Origin of the sequence: Hymenobacter rigui (assembly GCF_003944715.1) — a bacterium.
In the GTDB taxonomy this organism is placed as follows: Bacteria; Bacteroidota; Bacteroidia; order Cytophagales; family Hymenobacteraceae; genus Hymenobacter; species Hymenobacter rigui.
In genome coordinates this window covers 174,428-192,391 of the sequence record NZ_RWIT01000008.1, presented here as the reverse complement: position 1 = coordinate 192,391, position 17,964 = coordinate 174,428, and the positions used below count along the sequence as shown (strand labels likewise).

The window sequence follows — 17,964 nt, the reverse complement described above, 5'->3', positions numbered from 1 at the left end:
ACGCTGCGCGACGTGCAGGGCCGCACCGTGCTGCGCCGCACCGCCAACGCCGAGGCTCCCCTGACGCTGCCCCTGCAGCCGCTGCCTGCCGGCGTGTACTACCTCACGGTGCAGGGCCAGCAGCAGCTGCTGACACGTCGCCTGCTGAAGCAATAGCTGCCAGCAGCACCTTGCATCCGGCCCCCGGGCGGCCCCTGTACCAGGGGCTGCCCGGGGGCCGGATTGTTTCAGGTTCACTTCTGCTCGTGCACATACGGCCACTTCCCAAGCCGCTCCGGCAGCCCCAGCCGCTGCGGGTGGGCCAGTAGGTACGCTTTAATGCGGGTTTGCTCGGCGGCGTCCGGTACCGGCAGTTCATGGAAGCCGGTTTGCCAGAAATCAGCCCCGGCCGGGAGCTGGCCGGCAGGCGCAGCACGACCTGACGGATGACGAAATCGTATTCCACGGCGCGGAGCAGCAGTACCTGCCCCCGCACCTGGTAGTCACTACTTGGCACGAGTACGGGGCCGAGGCCCTGGGGTTTGCCCTGGACGTGGCCCGTCACGAGGCCGTACTCCTGGAGCATGTGGCGGTGGTGGACCGGACGCGGGCCGCCACTCACCGCACTGATCAGCCCCGCTACTCCGGCAGCTCGCGGGCCAGCGGCTCCAGTACCGCGTCTACGGCCGCCGTGAGCTGCTCCACCACGGCCAGCATGGCAGCGGGGTTTTCCAGGGTTACCGGGCTGATGTTATCCAGCTCCAGCAGAAGCGGGGCCGTACCGGCCACGGCCAGCGCCTCCAGGTTGGGCTTAATGAAGTGCACCAGCCGGCGGGCCTCCGTCCAGCGGCGGCTGGCCACGGCCTCGCGCAGCTGCCCCAGGCTGGGCGGAATGTCCTGCAGAAACGAGCGGATGATGTCGGGTACAAAATCGGTGTTGCCGTGGGCCAGGGCCCGGAACTTGCTCAGGTCGTAGGGCGGAGTGGCGGCCGGGCGCAGGTCCTGCAGCTTACGGCACAGCTCCGCTTCGTCGAAGGGCTTGGCCAGGCAGTCGTTCATGCCGGCGGCCAGGTACTGCTGCGTGTCCGACTGGTAGGCGTTGGCCGTCAGGGCCAGGATGGGCACCCCGGCCCGGGTGGCGTCGGCGTGCTGGCGGATGTGCCGGGTGATGTCGATGCCGCTCATGCCCGGCAGCTGAATATCCATCAGGATGACGTCGTAGCGGTTTTTCTCGAACAGCTCCAGGGCCACCACCCCGTCCGGGGCCTCGTCCACGTGGCCACCCCAGCTCAGCACCATCTGGCGGGCCACCAGCCGGTTGATGGCGTTGTCCTCCACCAGCAATATCCGCATGTTTTCCAGCGCACCTTCCTGGGGCAGGGCCGGGGCCACGCTCAGGGGCGGGGCGGCCTTAGGCAGCGTCAGGGTGAAGAAGAACGTGCTGCCCTGCCCGGGCACGGATTCCACCAACAGCTGGCTGCCGAACTGCTGTACCAGCGCCCGGCTGATGTTCAGGCCCAGCCCCGTGCCGCCGAACTGCCGGGTGGTGTCGGCCTTGGCCTGGGTGAAGCTCTCGAAAATGTAGTCCAGCTTGTCGGACGGAATGCCAATGCCGGTGTCCGATACCCGGAACTCCACCGTTACTTTATCGGCACTGTCGCTCAGCAGCCGGCTGCTGAGCGTGACGGTGCCGTAGTGGGTGAACTTGATGGCGTTGCTGAGCAGGTTCAGCAGCACCTGGTTGAGGCGGAATGGGTCACTCAGCACCCAGGGGCCGTCGGGGCCGGGCAGCTCCGTGCGAAACACCAGCCCCCGCTGCCGGGCCTGCTGGGCCAGGGGGGCCACCGCCTGCCCCACCGATTCGCTCAGGTTAAAGGCCGTCTGTTCCAGCTCCAGCTTGCCGGAGGTGATTTTGGCCACGTCCAGCACGTCGTTGATGACGGCCAGCAGGTGCTGGCCCGAGGAGTGGATGATGGCTACCTGCTCGTGCTGCTCGGCGGTGAGCTTGGTTTTGGCCAGCAGCGCGGCCATGCCCAGCACCCCGTTCAGGGGCGTGCGGATTTCGTGGCTCATGTTGGCCAGGAAGGTGGTGCGGGCCTGGGCGGCGGTTTCGGCTACCTTCTTGGCGCGCTTGAGCTCCTGCTCGGCCAGCACCCGGTCGGTGATGTCCTGGCCGTAGCCAATCACGTAGGGCTCCTCGCCGGCTTCCATCACCCGGTGGCTGTGGTAGAGCAGGTAATGGTGCCGGCCCCCGGCGGTGCACACGCGCACCACGCCCCGCACCTCGCCCTCGTTGCTGAGCGTGTGCAGGTAGTTGCCCACGCGGGGCCGCATGGCGGGGGGCAGCAGCTGGGCCAGCGGGCTGGCGGCCAGCGTATCGGCCGGCACGCCCATCAGCTGGGCGCAGGCCGGATTCACGGTCAGCATCTGCCCGTCGAGGGTGTGGGTGTAGATCAGGGCCAGGGCGTAATGCTGCAGGTCGCGGTAGCGCTTTTCGCTGCGCTCCAGGTGCAGGCGGGCTTCCTTGCTGGCGGTAATGTCGGTGCTGGCCCCCAGCACCAGCACCTTGCCGTCGGGGCGCGGAAACGGGCATTTCACGGTGTCAAACCAGCGCACCTCGCCGCTGGTCAGCGTGAGCGAGTCTTCGCTGCGTACGGCCTGCCCGCTGGCCAGTACATGGGCGTCCACCTCGGCGTAGTGGGCCACTTCGCGGGCATCCTGCCCGTCGGGGTCCCGGAGCGCGCGCTCGTTCTTGCTGTACGCCAGCTGGTTCAGCTCCTGCATGGCTCGGTTGGCGAAGGTCAGGCGGCCCTGGTCGCGCACGTACACGGCGGCCGGAATCACGTCGAGCACCAGCTGCTGGAAGGCCTGCTGCTCGCGCAGCATCTCGTCGCTGGCCCGTAGCAGCTCCTCGGTGCGGCGGCGGTCAGTAATGTCCAGGCCGTAGCCCAGCATAAAGTTCAGGGTGCCGTCGGGGCGGTAAATGGGCAGAAAGCGGCGCAAAAAATACTTGGTGCCCTCGGGCAGTTGCAGCTCTTCCTCCCAGGCCGCCACGGTGCGGGTAGTCAGGGCCTGGGTGAAGTACTGCCGCCGGCCCAGGGCGCGGTCGGGCGAGAAGCCGCGGTACGCGCAGTACTCAAAGTCGTCCTTGCCCACAATCCACTCCCGGATTTCAGGGTTATGGATAGCAGCCGGATTCAGGAAGATGTAGCGGTGCTCGGCACTGAAGATGGCCACGTCGCCGGGCAGCTCGTACAGCACGCTGTGGAAAAAATCGCGCTGCCGGGTTACTTCCTGCTCGGCCTCGTAGTGCTCGGTGATGTCGGTGAGGTAGAGCGTGGCCCCGCCATCGGCCGCGGGGCAGGCCGTGAGGATAAAATACCGGTCGTCGCTGGCCAGTTCCGTGCGCACGCGGTGGCCGGCGCTCAGGCATGCGCTCAGCTGCCCACGCAGGTGCGTGTGCAGCTCGGCCGCCGCCTCGGCGGACAGCTGCTGCTCGAAGGCGCGGGCCGCCTCGTTGGCGTACGCGCGCGTACCGGCGGCATCCAGGCGCACAATCAGGTTGGGGCTGTGCTCGGTGACGGCCGCCACGGCGCGCAGGGCCGTGAGCTCCGCCTCCAGCATGGCAAGGTGCTGATCAGCAGCCAGGTTAGAATCGCAGGTCATGGTGGATGTTTTCATAGCGGATGAGTGCGCCGTAAGATGCCGGATGTCTGGCAGAAGTGCTGCAAAAAAAAACCGAACGGCCCATCTGAGCACCTGAATGGCCTGCTGACGTGAGTGAAACCCACCCAAGGCAGAGTGAAGTAGCGCGGGTAATCCCTCCGCTCCGGAGGCATATGCAGGAACCCATTTGCTATTTCTTTGGCAGCCCACGGCCCGTCGGCCGGGGTTGGTTCTGCTTTTTAACCTGCCCCCCTGCGCGTCATTCCGACCGGCAGCTCCGGCCGAGTCGGCCGGGCCATCTACAATCACCTGTCCGCCCATCACGAGTCTGGCGGCCTCGACCGCACCCCGCTTGCAACTACCTCGGTTGTGGCTGATTTTGCCGATGCCGGCCTGCTGGGCCGGGTGGTGCCGGGGCCTTGCCGCAACGTGCCCGCTCGACCTTGCCCAGACGATGGACTGCTGCACGTAGGAGCAATCGGGGGCTAAAAACCGGTCGGCCGACCGCTTCGCCCGGATTCACCACTCCTGACCTTGGTTAAAAGTTTGGTGCAAAAGTTAAACGATAGGGTGGAACTCGGCTTCTATTTGACCCTAAATAATACGCTGACATCCTTAGCAGGGGCTTTTAGCTAGTGTCAGAGCGGTTCGGACACGCGCGGAAGATTGCGCACCAGGAGCGCTGCGAGGGTAAGAACAGGAATTGCCATCAGGGCCACTTGGCCGATGGCCGGCGCGAATGGTGCGACCCCAAAAACAGGCGTTGGTCAACGAAAAAGGGGGATTGGTCAATCGGAGTTCAACGCACGGGAAAAAGCCGCTTCCTTTAAGCCATCAACTCACCAGAAGGCCTCCCCAAGCGCCTCCAACCACCAGCGCCTTCTCGATACAAGCACTGTTTCCTTTTTGGCTATCATTGCTGATCGTTTATGCCTTTTTCGCCCCCCCGTGCCGGCCTGTTACCGATGGACCAGAGTACGGTATCCCCCACCCCAGCATTGAGTTATTGCGGATTATGCAGCTACTGGCGGGCAAGCATGGAATGCCCAACAAGTCGATTTACGCCAACGAAACCCCGGCTCATCTGGTCTTCTTCACCAACCAGCCCGCTGCGCAGCAAGCCCGGCGGCCGCAGCAGGCATGCTGTGACATGCCCGAATCAGCATACCCCACCGCCATATTAACCAACCTATGAGTGCTGTCCGGCCGCGCGTCTTCCCCGAATGGCCCGTTCACCTGCTCATCTGGACGTTGCTACTCGTTAAAGAGGTGATGACAACGTACGCTGCACCCGCGTACCCAGTGCCCAAAACGGCGGTGGCCACGTACGGGCTGCTGGGGCTGGGCTACCTGCTCATCAACGCGGCCGCGTTTTACTTGTCGATGGGGCTGGTGGCCCGGCCGCTGCAAACCAGTGCGCTGGACTGGCGGCCCGTTGGGCGGGCGGCCCTTGGGCTGCTGCTGACCCTGCTCCTCATCACGGGAATGCGCTACGGGCTGGAGTTTTACGTGTTCAAACCCCTGCTCGGCTTCGACAACTACAGCCTGAACAACGCCTTTTCGGCGCAGTGGTTTGTTGAGAACAGTGTCCGGGTTTATTTCGATTACGTGCTGTATGGCCTGCTCTACGGCGCTATCCGGCACAACCTGCTGGCCGAGCGGCGGCGGCGCGAAACCCAGCAGGCCAACACCACCGCCGAGCTAACTTTTCTGCGCTCCCAGCTGAACCCGCACTTTCTGTTCAACACCATCAACGACATCTACGCGCTGGTGTATCAGAAGTCGGACGCCGCGCCGGGGGCGTTGCTGAAACTATCCGAGCTGCTGCGCTACATGCTGCACGAAGCCCACCACGACCGGGTGCTGCTGATCCGCGAGCTGGATTACCTGAACGGATTAATCGAGCTGCAGCGCCTCGGCACGAAAGGCAACCTGCACCTCAACTACCAACTGCAAGGGGCACTGAACGGGCAAACCATCGCGCCGCTGCTGCTGGTGTCCTTCGTGGAAAACGCGTTCAAACACGGGGTGCTCAGCAACCCCGCGCAGCCGGTGACGCTCCACCTCACCCTGACGGCGACGACCCTGGATTTTTGCCTGCACAACGCCAAGAATAATCAGCAGAAGGACCAGCTGGGCGGCATCGGGCTGCCCAACGTGCGGCGGCGGCTGGCGCTGCTCTATCCGACGCGGCACACGCTGACCGTGGCCGACACGCCCACCGATTTTCAGGTTACGCTTCACCTCGACTTATGATGGAACCCATCCAGTGCCTGATTGTGGACGATAAACCCCTTGCCATCGACATCCTGACCGACTACGTGGCGAAGGTGCCCAGTCTGCGGCTGGCGGGCAGCAGCGAAAATCCGGTGGAGGCCCTGCACTGGGTGGGCGAGCGGCGCGTCGACCTGGTTTTTCTCGACATTCAGATGCCGCAGCTCACGGGGCTGCAGTTCATGCAAGCCCTGGACCGGCGCGCCCAGGTGATTCTGACCACGGCCTACGCCGATTACGCGCTTTCGGGCTTCGAGCACGACGTCGTTGATTACCTGCTCAAGCCCATTCCGTTCGAGCGGTTCCACCAAGCCGTCCAGAAGGCGCAGCGGCGGCTGCGCCCGGTGGTGGCACAAACGGCCCGCCCCTACCTGTTTGTCAAAACCGAGCACCGGATGCAGCGGGTGGACCTGGACGAAGTGCTCTACCTGGAGGGCTTGCAGAACTACGTCATCATTCACACTACGACGGAGAAAATTATCGCCCGGCAAACGCTCACTAGCCTGGAAGCGAACCTGCCCGCCGCGGCGTTTGCGCGCGTGCACAAGTCGTTCATCGTGCCGCTGGCCCACGTTCACACCGTGGAGCGCAGCCGCATTTTTATCCAGGTAGTAGGTGGTGCTCCCCAGGTAATTCCCGTCGGCGATGCGTACCGGACCGCCTTCTACGAGCGGCTGTAGCGTGGTCCGGCCCCGGCATACCCGCTTTCTGCTGCCAGGTCTACCCACTAAAGAAACCGCCTTCCAATTCCCGGCCGGCCAACCGGCCGGTCCGAGGCTGCATTTGCCCTAACTCAAGCGGTTTAACGCTGCTCCTACACCTTTCCCTTTGCCGTATGAAACCGCTGCTTTTTATCGTTCTATCCGTCCTGCTTTCCCTGCCTGCCCGGGCTCAGAGCCCCGCCGGCTACGCGCAACTTATGGAGGAGGCGGGGGCCGCCGTGCAGGCCCGGAAATTTTGCGAGGCGACGACCCTGTTTGAGCGGGCTTTCGCATCGGATTCCGCCCGGGCGTCGCCTTTTGATTTGTTTGCGGCGGCCATCTCGTCCGCCCAGTGCCCCGAAAAACAGCCGCTGGCCTGGCGCTGGCTGGGCCAGCTGAGCCGCCGCCGGCCGCTGCCCATGCAGCCCGGCGACCTGGCCAACATTGCTGCCGACCCGGGCCTGGCTTCCCTGCGCGCCAATGAAACCGCCTGGGCGCGCTGGCTCACGGCCATGCGTGGCGCCCTGGCCGAGCAGGCCGTGGCCGAACAGGCCCGCCGCGCCCGGTGGCTGACTGAAACGCAGGCCCGGGCCTTGGCATTGCCCGCCGGCACCGACCGCCAGCGGGGCCGCGTGGCGCCGGCGCCGGCGGGCTTCGCGCTCTATTTCAGCCAAGTGCCGGGCGACACGGTGCGGATGCCCTACCTGGTGCGCGTGCCCGCCGGCTACGACCCCGCCCGCCCGGCCCCGGTGGTGGTATATCTGCACGGCGGCGTGGTCAGTACGCCGCAGTTTCGCTACGCCGACCCCGACGTTGCCACCCAGGAGCCGGTATTTGCCGCTGCCCCGGCCAATGCGCTGGTGGTGTATCCGTTCGGCCGCACCAGCTTCGGCTGGGTGGAGCAGCCGGCCGCGTTTGCGCAGGTACTGCGCATCGTGGAGGCCGTGCGCGCCCGCTACCGCACAGACCCGGCCCGGACCACGCTGGCGGGCATGAGCAATGGCGGCTCGGCGGTCCTGTGGTTTGCCGCGCAGCCGGCCGCGCCCTTCAGCCGGTTTGTGGCCCTGGCGCCCGCGCCCAAGCTGCTGCTGGCGCAGGCCACCTATGGCCCACTCGGCAAGACCAAGCCCGTGCTGATGCTGAGTGCAGAGGATGATGACGTTTATGCCTATGCCGCGGTCCGCGCTGCCTACGACGCGCACCGCCCCGGCCGCCCCAACTGGATTTTACAGACGGTGCCCAAAGGCAAAGGCGGCCACAGCTTTTTGTATGGCCCCGATGGGCAGGCCCTGCTGCGGCAGGCCCTGCGGAGTATCGCAGCGTTGGGCACGGCGAAGTTACTAAGGGCTGCGCGGTAACTCGTTTACCATCTATCCCTACCGGCAAAAGGCCGGTGAGCTAGGTTCAAAAAAACGGTCGTATCCGACTGGCTAGCCTGTTGCACGGTATCCCTTGTGGCCTGTATTTGGTGGGCTAGCCCCAAAAGCCATAGCGAGGGGCTGTGTCCTGGATGGCAGCAGCGGTTTGGACTGCGACTACGGCAAGCAGTTCCAGTGCCAACTGCTGCAACTCGTGGGCCTGGCAGGCGGGGCGAAGGAGGCGCACGTGGCCCACCTGCCTTTCGCGGGCCCGCCCGTGGTTGAGGCCAGACGGGGCAAGATTTCGGCGTCGAGCTTCTGGTGCAGGCTCATAACCACCGAAGCCAGCACTCGATGCGCTGGGTAAATGCCCAGCGCATTGAGGCTTCGGAGCAGAGGAATGCTACCGCCAATGTCGTCCGGCTCGTCGATGCAGCCCAGGACGGTTTTTCGCGTACTCAATGGCCTGTTTGCTAATGGCGGCTTAAGACAATCAGTGATTTTGATAAGTTCATAAAAATAAAAAAATCAAAAAACCGTTGGGATGTACCCTTTCGTATACAATCCTCCAACGGGCAGGTACGCAACCTGTTTACGCCAGGTAAGTAATGCGCAACGCTTTGCTAGTCAGTATAATATATGCAGCAGTTGTGTCGTTTATCTTATCTTCACTAGTGTAATGCCACTCTACCACCTTCTTTACCAGAGCTACGCCAGCGAAGAATTCACTGGAAGGGAGCTGCCCACGCTGTTACGTCAATCCAGCCTCGTAAACCAGGCCGTGGAGGTTACAGGCCTGCTCCTGTACACGCCCGACGGCCGCTTCGCGCAACTGCTGGAGGGCCGCAAACAGCACGTGCTGGAGGTGTACGAACGGATTGTGCGCGACAGTCGCAATCATACCTGCGAGGTACTGATGGAGGGGCCCTGGTCGAAGCGCAGCTTCAGCTACTGGTGTGTGGGCTTATCCGATTGTGCGGTGGTGCCCGAAGGCCTGCCACTCACATGCGTTAACTTTCGGCAATTGCCTGATCTGCTGACTAAAGTGGCGCCTACCCGCCCCATGCTGGTGCACCGGCTGCTGAGCTTCGTTGAACCTTTCCTGACTAACCCCACCTATTAACCGTCATAGTTCGCTGTTACTCCCGGCTCTATTTTTTGGATTCAGCTCCAGAAAATAGAGCCGGGTTGTTTTGTGTTATAGCTGCAAGTGATTATCAATGAGATAATTAAATCATTTTACGGGTGGTGGCATATTTTTCGCCCTTAGCCAGCTTTATACGCAGGTACTGCGGCAACACCAACTGGCCCTTTATTAAGTGCTCACGCCCTTCCACGAGGATGATTCGCGGCTCCGAATGTTTGTCGAAGCCAGTAAATTAGCACTATCTCGATTTAATTTTATTTTTCTAATATGAAGAAAAATAAACTACTTCAGTTATTTTGTACAAATCTAACTTGATATTGCTCAAAATAAACCCGGATTTACAAGCTCAATATGAGAATAAGCTAAACAATGGCGCAGGGTGATTGAAAGGTCTCAAATTGTTTTTTTACTTGCTGGTGCAACCTAAGTCTATATTTATACGCTATGGTACGTGCCTAATTGGCATTGAAGTTCTTTTCTAGATACCATTTCACTATTCGCGCCATCCGAGTGTAATATTAATAAGTACAGGTACACTACATCTACCACCGTATTTCCTTGGCTGCTGGCCAATTAATTATACGGCGGTATCAGCCGCTCATACCCGCTGTTACGGGCCCCACCCCTTTTCTGATTTGTGCTGCCACCCACCGCCGTGCTTACCTGACCGGTAGGGACGGGGCCGCCCTGTCGAGTCTTATCCTTTCCGCTAATGAGTACACCACTACCTCTTTCCATTGTGATAGTAGAAGATGATCCGTGGTACGGACAGCTGCTTCAGTATCACTTGTCGCTCAACCCCGATTATCAAGTCAGGCTGTATACCTCCGGCCAGGAGCTGCTGCGTAGCCTGGGCACTCCACCCGACGTGGTAACTATTGATGTCGGGTTGCCGGATATGGAAGGTCGGGAGCTGCTGCGCCGCATCCGCGAGCAGCAGCCGGAGCTGCCGATCATCATTATCAGCGCTCAAAGCAAGATTACCACGGCTGTGGAGCTGTTGCGCATGGGGGCAACCGATTATCTGGTGAAGGACGAGTACACCAAGGACTTGCTCTGGAATGCAGTGCTCAAAATCCGGGAAACCACCCGCCTGCGCCAGCAGGTGCGGCAGCTGCAAACCCAGCTCCAGGAGAAAAACGACTTTCAGCGCCTGCTCAAGGGCAACAGTCCGGCCATCCAACGCATTTACCACCTGATGGAGCGCGCCACCCAAAGCCCGGTAAACATATCCATCACGGGCGAGACGGGCACGGGCAAGGAGTTGGTGGCCAAAGCAGTACACCTGAATTCGGAGCGCAGCAGCAAGCCCTTCGTGGCCGTGAATATGGCCGCCATTCCCTCCGAACTATTGGAGAGTGAGCTGTTCGGGCACGAAAAGGGCGCCTTCACGGGGGCCATTGGCCGCAAGATCGGCAAGTTTGAGCAGGCCCACGGCGGCACCCTGTTTCTGGATGAGATAGGGGAGCTGAGCCTGCCGATGCAGGCTAAACTGCTGCGGGTGCTGCAGGAGCGGGAGCTGCAGCGGGTGGGGGGTAATGAACGCATCAAGCTGAACGTACGCCTGATTACGGCCACCCACAAAAACCTGGCGGATGAGGTTATGTCAAAGGCTTTTCGTGAAGATCTCTACTACCGCGTAATTGGCCTGCCCATCGAGCTGCCGCCCCTGCGCGAGCGAGGCGCCGACATTCTGTTCCTGGCTCAGCACTTTCTGCAGGAATTCTGCCAGGAGCAGGGCCGCCCAGTACCCGGCCTCTCCGAGGCCGTGCAGGCCCAGCTGCTGGCCCACTCGTACCCTGGCAACGTGCGCGAGTTGAAAACCATTATGGAGCTGGCGGCAGCACTCTGCAACGGACAGGAAATTCAGCCCCGCGACCTGATGTTCACGCCCGCCACCAGCGGCACCGACTCGGGCCTGCTTTCCGAGCAGCGCACCCTGCGTGAGTATAGCCGCTACATTATCCGTCACCACCTCGACAAGTACGACCACAACGTGCCCCTGGTGGCCCGCAAGCTCGATATCGGTAAGTCCACCATTTATAAGATGGTGCAGGACGGCGAGCTGTAACCCTTTAAAAGTCAACCTATCGGTTCTACTTTTTACGCAGTGTAGCTATGATATCATTTCAGGACGCCCTCCGGTCGCAGGCCGAGATAGAACGGTTGCGGTCCCAAGTACAACACCTGGAGCAGCAGCAGCAACAGCTCCGGCTCGCGCTGCGGGCCAGTGAGCAGCGATTTGAGAATGTGGCCGGGCAGGTACCCGTGGTGCTGTACCAGTGGCGCGAAAACTTCGATGGCTCATTTTGCTTCAAGTATGTAAGCCCCCAGCTCTACAACCTGTTCGGGATTCCGTTGAGCGAGGCGGACCGGTTAGGGGAGTTCGTACATCCTGATGATCAGGCGCAGTGGCGGGCCTCGGTGCATAAATCAAACCTGACGGGTGCCCCCTGGCAGTTTGAGGGCCGATTAGTAGTCCCCGGCCAGCCCCTGCGTTGGTGGCGGGGCTCCTCGGTGCTCTCGCGCCAGGATGCACAGGGGCTCGTGTACACCGGTATACTCGAAGACATCAGCCAGCTGAAGAAAACCAGCCTGGAGCTGTTAACTACTGAGGAGCGCTGGCGACAGGCCTTTAACCTAATCGGGGATGGCTTCTGGGAATACAATTATCAGACGGAAAGCATGGTTTTCTCCCCTGCTTACCGCCAGATGCTGGGCTACTCGGAACAGGAGTTTCCCAACGAGTACTCCGCCTGGGCCGCCCGCATTCATCCCGAGGATCTGCAGCTGGTGCACCACGCCTGGCAGCAGCAGCTGTTGGGCCACACCACGCTGCTTAATATCGAGCACCGCCTGCGCTGCCACGACGGCAGCTACAAGTGGGTGCTGTGCCGCGGAGCCGTCACCCGACTCACCGCCGAGGATATGCCCCTGATTTTCTCAGGCATCATCACCGATATTACTCGGCGCAAAACCACGGAGGCGGAGCTGGCTTTCTCGTCACTGCGCCTGCGCAACGTTATTGCCAACCTCAACGATGCCATCCTGCTGGTAGACGAGCACGCGCGGATACTGCTCACCAACGAGGAGTTCTGCCAGCTTAACCAGCTGCCCTGCTCCCCCGACGAGCTTATCGGCATGGATCTGTCCTCGTGCCTGGAGATGTCGCCGCTGGCCGGGGCGCACCCCGAGGGCAGCTGTCTGCGGGATTTGTTTCGCACGCGCTGGCAGGGTACCGATACGCTGCATATGCCTGACGAGCGGGTTTTTCAGCGCCGCTCCCAGCCCATCTACCACCAGGAAAATATCGGTCACCTCTGGACTTTCCAGGATATCACCCAGCAGGAGAAGGACGAGTACATCCTTAAGCGACGCGAGCAGAAGTACCAGACCATCATTGAAAACATGAGTCTGGGTCTGGTAGAAGTGGATTTGGACCACCGCGTCCGCTACGTGAACGACAGCTTCTGCGAAATCATCGGCTACGAGGAAGAGGAAATGCTGGAGCATTCCATTTTTTCGCTGATTTGCGCGGCCAAGGATAACGACCTGCTCCAGCGCAAGCAGATTGAACGCCTGGGGGGCGTCTCGGACGTGTACGAGGCCCAGGTGCAAACCAAGAACGGGGCGCTGAAATGGATGCTCATCGGGGGCGCGCCGCTCTACGACGAAACCAATACGGTGGTGGGTACCACCGGTATCTTCATGGATATTACCCACCAAAAGCTGCTGGAAACCAATCTGCGCGAGGCGAAAAAGCAGGCCGAAGAGTCCTCGAAAGCCAAAGCCCAGTTTCTGGCCAACATGAGCCACGAGATTCGCACGCCCATGAACGCCATCCTGGGCATGAGTCAGTTGCTGGCCAAAACCCCGCTGTCTAAAACCCAGGACAATTACCTGAATGCCATCAGCACCTCGGCCGAGAACCTGCTGGTAATCATCAACGATGTGCTGGATTTGTCCAAGATTGACGCCGGTAAGCTCACGCTCGAGCACATCGGCTTCAGCACCCAGGCCCTGTGCCAGCAGATTGAGAAAACCCTGCAGTACAAAGCCGAGGAGAAGGGGCTTAACCTGGTCACGTGGGTGAAAGCAGGTATTCCGGACGTGTTGCTCGGCGACCCGTACCGCATCACGCAGGTGCTGCTGAACCTGGCCGGCAACGCCGTCAAGTTCACCGAGAAAGGGCAGGTGACAGTGAGCTGCGAACTGGTGGATTTCTCGGCGCAGGAAGCGGTGGTGGAGTTTACCGTCACCGACACGGGGGTGGGCATCAGCCCGGAATACCTGAGCCGCATTTTCAGCGCTTTCAGCCAGGAGGACTCGTCCGTGACGCGCAAGTTCGGGGGCTCGGGGCTGGGGCTGAGCATCTGCCGCCGGCTGGTGGGGCTGATGGGCGGGGAGCTGCGCATTGAAAGCGAGAAAAACCACGGTACGGTCATCAGCTTTGCCCTGCGCCTGCCCATCGGCTCCGCTTCCGATATGCCCTGCAAATCGGTGTCGTTTGGCACGAAGGCCATTCAGGCCGGTATTCGGGGGCGGCGCGTGCTGCTAGTGGAGGACAACGACTTTAACCGCCTGCTGGCCAAGTCATTCCTGATGCAGGCCAGCGTGGAGGTTACGGAGGCTGAAAACGGAGCAGTGGCCGTGGAGCTGATCCGGCAAGCTACTATACCCTTCGATCTGATTTTGATGGACGTACAGATGCCGGTGATGAATGGGCTGGAAACCACCGAGTTTCTGCGCCAGGAGATGGACATGACCACGCCCATCGTTGCACTTACGGCCAATGCTATCCGGGGTGAGCAGCAAAAGTGCCTCACGGCCGGCATGAACGACTACTTGGCCAAACCCTTTCAGGAGCAGGACCTGCTCAAAATGGTATACAACTGGACCGCCCGCCCTCAGCAGGAGTCGCAAAGCCCGGAAAAGCTCTATGACTTGGTCCTGCTTCACGAAATGGCCCGGGGTGACCAGCAGTTTATTGATTTTATGCTGGCAACCTTCCTGGAAAGTAGCACGACCATTCTGCAGGAGCTGCACAGCGCCCTGGCCGGCGGCAACCTCACCCGCTTACAGGCGGGGGCCCACAAAATCAAGCCCAGCTTGATGCACCTGCACATGAAGGCTGTACTTGAGCCCGTTGAGCACCTGGAGAAATACTCCGGCCCCTTCGAGGTTGCCGCCTTACAGCCGCTGCTCAACGTCATTGATTCCAACCTGCGCCAGGTAATGCAGCAGATTGAGCGGGACGTCAGGCAGACCAGGCACCGAAGCACCGTTGCATGAGCAAGTACGGGAAATTGTTCCGCCGTGAGATGAGTCGGGGTATCCAGCCGGGTCCCGTGCGCCTTTTTGGCAACCAGCGCATCCGTGGTCCACTTGCTGGCGGTTTCGACTCGCTGGTGGTTTCGACCCGTGCTGGGCGATGACGGCGGCAGGTCGGTGGTGAGAGTGTGGGCGCAGGCCTGCAACTCCTGCCGCGTCGGTCGGACCAGGGTGCCGGGGTCCACCAGAAACCGGATGCGGATTTCGTGGCCGTTGGCCGCGTAGCTGCAGGGCCGCTTCTCCCCTATCCGGGGCACCTACTTCGTGGCGCTGGTCAGGCAATCTTCATTCGCCCTATCACTATCGGCACACTCACGGACCATACGATAACCAATCCCACCTAAAGGCCCTGGGGCACTACAGGTCATACAGGCATTGCCACGCGTCGGCGCGGCAGGGTGCGGGAAGTGAGTTTCAAGGCCGATGCACCAGTCCGGTATATGGCGAAATAATCCGGTCCTTGTCGCCGATGCCCCTCAGTAATCCGCGCTACTCCGGAAAATACCGGGTCAAAGCCCGCAAACGATGAGGGGATGTTTATTTTGCGCCGCCCTATCCATCGTTCTTACTCCTCCCCCGCAATGGCGCACTCCGCCTCTCCCCTCGCCGCCTGTGCCAACTGTGAGCGGCCGTTCATAGCCGCCGAAAACTTCTGCCCTAACTGTGGGCAGCAAAACCACGCCCTCGACCTATCCTTCGGACACGTAGCCGAGGAAGTACTCGAGGGCGTGTTTCATTTCGACAGTAAAGTCTTCCGTACCCTGCGCCTGCTGTTGTTTGCGCCTGGCGCGCTAACGCGGCGCTTCTGGGAAGGTAGACGCGTGGCGTATGTGCCCCCCGTGCGGCTTTATATTTTTATCAGCTTTCTGTTTTTCCTGCTGCTGTCAGTTGCCTTGCATGCCCCGGAGCACGGGGAACGACATACTATCGGCCAGCAGCTTCAACAGACCAGCATCCGGTTTCGGGCCGACTCGATCCGCCTGGCCCGTACTCAGCCCACAGCCGATGCCAAGCGTGTACTGCTTAACCGCCGGCACGTGCGCTTTCTAAACGGGTTTGTCAATTCCGATGTAAACAGCGACACGGCCGATTACCGTCGCTGGAATGGCGTGCTGTATACCCCACTCGAATGGCGGGAGCTTCCCACTTATTCCGCATCCCAGTTCGACGCGCTGCTGCTGCGCCATGGTCAGGAGCCTTCTTTTCTGTCGCGCTTCATGGGCCGGCAGGGCTACCGCATCATGCAGTCTACGGACTCGGAGGTATCCCACCAGTTTGTGCGCGGCATCTCCCTGATGATGTTCGTGCTCATGCCCGTATTTGCGCTGCTGCTCAAGCTGCTCTATCTGCGCCGCAGGCAGTACTACCTGGCACATCTGATGTTTGCCATCCACGTGCACTGCTTTGTTTTTCTGCTCTGTTCCCTGAGCATGATTCTGACCCTGTTTGCCCGTGTACCCGCTAAATCTGCTTTGCTGCTGGTACCCCTGGTAGCTGTATACCTGTTAGCGGCCCAGCGCGAGGCCTACCAGCAAAACTGGCTGAAAACCGTCGCCAAGTTCAGCGTTCTGACGGGGCTCTACAGTGTAACCATTGCGGGGGGGATGATGGCCGCCCTGATCCTGAGCCTGGTTCTGGTGTAGCCGACGGCAGCGTCCACGCACCAGCTGCCGCATAGCATGCCGGCAAACGCTGCTGTCCACAACGATGGGTGCGGGCACGGCGGCCTGCTCAAGCCACCCTGGTGCCACACGGCCGGGGTGGCGTCGTGCTACACGGGGTAGCACGAGAACAGGAGCAGAACATATCGGTAGGGAAAGACTGCTTGGGCGGTAGCTAACGCGAGACGGCCGTTATAGCGGCCCACCCGCTTTGGCCGCTTCGCGCCCCGAAAAGCGGCTACAGATTGTCTTACTCCCTGTTCTCACCAATCCGCGACTTGCTATCTTCGCCCTTCTTGACTTCTTGGCTTTTGAGAAAAATGGCGAGGATTTTCGGCGCTGCCCGCGTGAGTACCGCCGACCAGCACCCGTATTTATAAACCGATGCCTGCGTGGAAGTGGCCCAGGGAAAAATACCTTCGGTGAAAGAGCGCCCGGCCCTGCTACCTCGTGCCCTTGGGCGTTCCCAGCAGCGGCAATGTCGGGATGCTTCCCAAAACGTAGCGCAGGAGTAGGTTCATCCAGCCGATTAAAGTGCCGATGTTATTTAATTTTGGGGCTCATAGCTCATTGCTACTGCCGGCGGTGGTAACCGGCCTCGTTGCCACGATCGGGCTGATGCTGCGCGCAGTACGGCGCGGTACGCTTACCGATGCGCTGCTGGCCGTGCTGTTGGCCGTGCCAACGCTGAGCATCACCCAGCAGATGCTGGCCTACGCCGGCTGGTACGAGAGCCACGACGGGTACACAACGGCTCTGTTTTACGTGCCCTGGCAGCTCAACCTGCTGCTGGGGCCAGCCTACTACCTTTATTTCCGAAGCCTGACCAGTCAGGAGTTCCGGCTGTTTCCGCGGGCTTGGCTGCCCTTGCTGCCGGGCCTGCTGCAAGGTGGGCTGATAGTCGGGGCGCTGGGCCACGACCTGCTGTGGCTACCCATTGTACGCGGCCAGCCGGTTCCGGTGGGTACCAAAGGGCCGGCCCTGGCAGTGGCGGAGGCCTTCAATCACTACCTCGGCTATGCCCAGTACGTGCTGCTGCCGGCCTACTGCTGGCGGGTGCTCACCGATTACCGGCGCTATACCCGCTACCTGCACGATAACTTTTCGGATACCGAGCGCCTGCGCTTTGCCGGGCTGCGGCAACTGGTGTTGGTGCAAGTGTTGGCCTTGGTATTAAGCCAGCTCTTTACGCTGGTGAACTGGAAAATTGGCCTGAGTGACGCAGCTTCCTGGAATTATTTTTTCCTGCGCGGCCTGCTGGTGTATTGGCTGATTGCCGTCGGCCTGCAAGCCAACTATGCCGCGGCCACCACCCCGCTGCGTTTCGATGCCGCTCCCGGGCCGGTGCCTGAAGTGACTCCGACTCCTGATGCCCCGGCGGCCACCCAGGAGGCGTTGCCCGAAACCAGGTTGCCAGCAGCAGAACAGGCCCCGGAGCTGCTGGTCTGGCGGGAGAAGCTGCTGGCGCTAATGGCCGAGGAGCAGCCTTGGCTGGAGCCCGAACTGACCTTGGCCGAGGTAGCGAAACGGCTGCGCATCACGTCGGGGCTGCTCTCCAAAGTCATCAATTCCAGTTGCGGGCAGAACTTCAACGACTTCGTCAATGCGTATCGGGTGCAAGAGGCGCAGCGGCTGCTGGCTGACCCTCGCTTTGCGCACTACTCGTTGGTGGGCATTGCCTTGGAAAGCGGATTTAACTCACGGTCAACGTTTAACCGGGTATTTAAGAAGGTAGTGGGGCGTGCGCCCAGCGAACTAGCCCGCCCCAAATCATAGATTGGGGCAGGCCAACGTATACACTGGGGCATAGGTAAACAGAGCTAGGGGGAATTTTGAAGCATCATCTC

11 protein-coding genes are annotated in these 17,964 nt (G+C 61.1%); 10 read left to right on the top strand and 1 reads right to left on the bottom strand.

Features of this window, described 5'->3' with window-relative positions; all coding sequences use genetic code 11:
* Positions 1-12: 12 nt before the first annotated feature.
* A complete protein-coding gene (locus EI291_RS23540; protein WP_394343384.1) occupies positions 13-156 on the top strand; it encodes a T9SS type A sorting domain-containing protein in 144 nt (47 codons plus the stop codon).
* 462 nt (positions 157-618) lie between these two features.
* On the opposite strand, the gene EI291_RS15195 is transcribed toward EI291_RS23540, so the two are convergent.
* Positions 619-3,660: a PAS domain-containing hybrid sensor histidine kinase/response regulator gene (locus tag EI291_RS15195; protein WP_170172669.1), complete on the bottom strand. Its 3,042-nt coding sequence runs from the start codon at positions 3,658-3,660 to the stop codon at positions 619-621.
* Between the two features lie 901 nt (positions 3,661-4,561).
* Between EI291_RS15195 and EI291_RS15190 the strand changes: the two genes are divergently transcribed.
* The 9 genes from EI291_RS15190 (at position 4,562) to EI291_RS15150 (ending at position 17,893) form a co-directional block, all read left to right on the top strand.
* The gene (locus EI291_RS15190; protein ID WP_125421681.1) at positions 4,562-4,840 is read left to right on the top strand and encodes a hypothetical protein; all 279 of its coding nucleotides are present in this window, start codon (positions 4,562-4,564) and stop codon (positions 4,838-4,840) included.
* On the top strand, positions 4,837-5,901 hold the full coding sequence (locus tag EI291_RS15185) for a sensor histidine kinase (protein ID WP_125421678.1): 1,065 nt from the start codon (positions 4,837-4,839) through the stop codon (positions 5,899-5,901). The genes EI291_RS15190 and EI291_RS15185 overlap by 4 nt, the downstream gene beginning before the upstream one ends.
* The gene (locus EI291_RS15180; protein ID WP_125421675.1) at positions 5,898-6,599 is read left to right on the top strand and encodes a LytR/AlgR family response regulator transcription factor; all 702 of its coding nucleotides are present in this window, start codon (positions 5,898-5,900) and stop codon (positions 6,597-6,599) included. Before EI291_RS15185 ends, EI291_RS15180 begins: the two co-directional genes overlap by 4 nt.
* 155 nt (positions 6,600-6,754) lie before the next feature.
* A complete protein-coding gene (locus EI291_RS15175) occupies positions 6,755-7,978 on the top strand; it encodes an alpha/beta hydrolase-fold protein (RefSeq protein ID WP_125421672.1) in 1,224 nt (407 codons plus the stop codon).
* 679 nt (positions 7,979-8,657) lie between these two features.
* Entirely contained in the window at positions 8,658-9,101 is a 444-nt protein-coding gene (locus tag EI291_RS15170) for a BLUF domain-containing protein (RefSeq protein ID WP_170172668.1), read from the top strand.
* Positions 9,102-9,837: 736 nt separating this feature from the next.
* Positions 9,838-11,196 (top strand): sigma-54-dependent transcriptional regulator, encoded by a 1,359-nt coding sequence (locus EI291_RS15165; RefSeq protein ID WP_125421666.1) that lies wholly within the window; start codon positions 9,838-9,840, stop codon positions 11,194-11,196.
* Between the two features lie 47 nt (positions 11,197-11,243).
* The gene (locus EI291_RS15160) at positions 11,244-14,417 is read left to right on the top strand and encodes a PAS domain-containing hybrid sensor histidine kinase/response regulator (protein ID WP_125421663.1); all 3,174 of its coding nucleotides are present in this window, start codon (positions 11,244-11,246) and stop codon (positions 14,415-14,417) included.
* Between the two features lie 620 nt (positions 14,418-15,037).
* Positions 15,038-16,099, top strand: coding sequence for a DUF3667 domain-containing protein (locus EI291_RS15155; protein ID WP_170172667.1), 1,062 nt, complete (start codon positions 15,038-15,040; stop codon positions 16,097-16,099).
* Positions 16,100-16,735: 636 nt separating this feature from the next.
* Entirely contained in the window at positions 16,736-17,893 is a 1,158-nt protein-coding gene (locus EI291_RS15150) for a helix-turn-helix domain-containing protein (RefSeq protein ID WP_170172666.1), read from the top strand.
* Positions 17,894-17,964 lie beyond the last annotated feature (71 nt).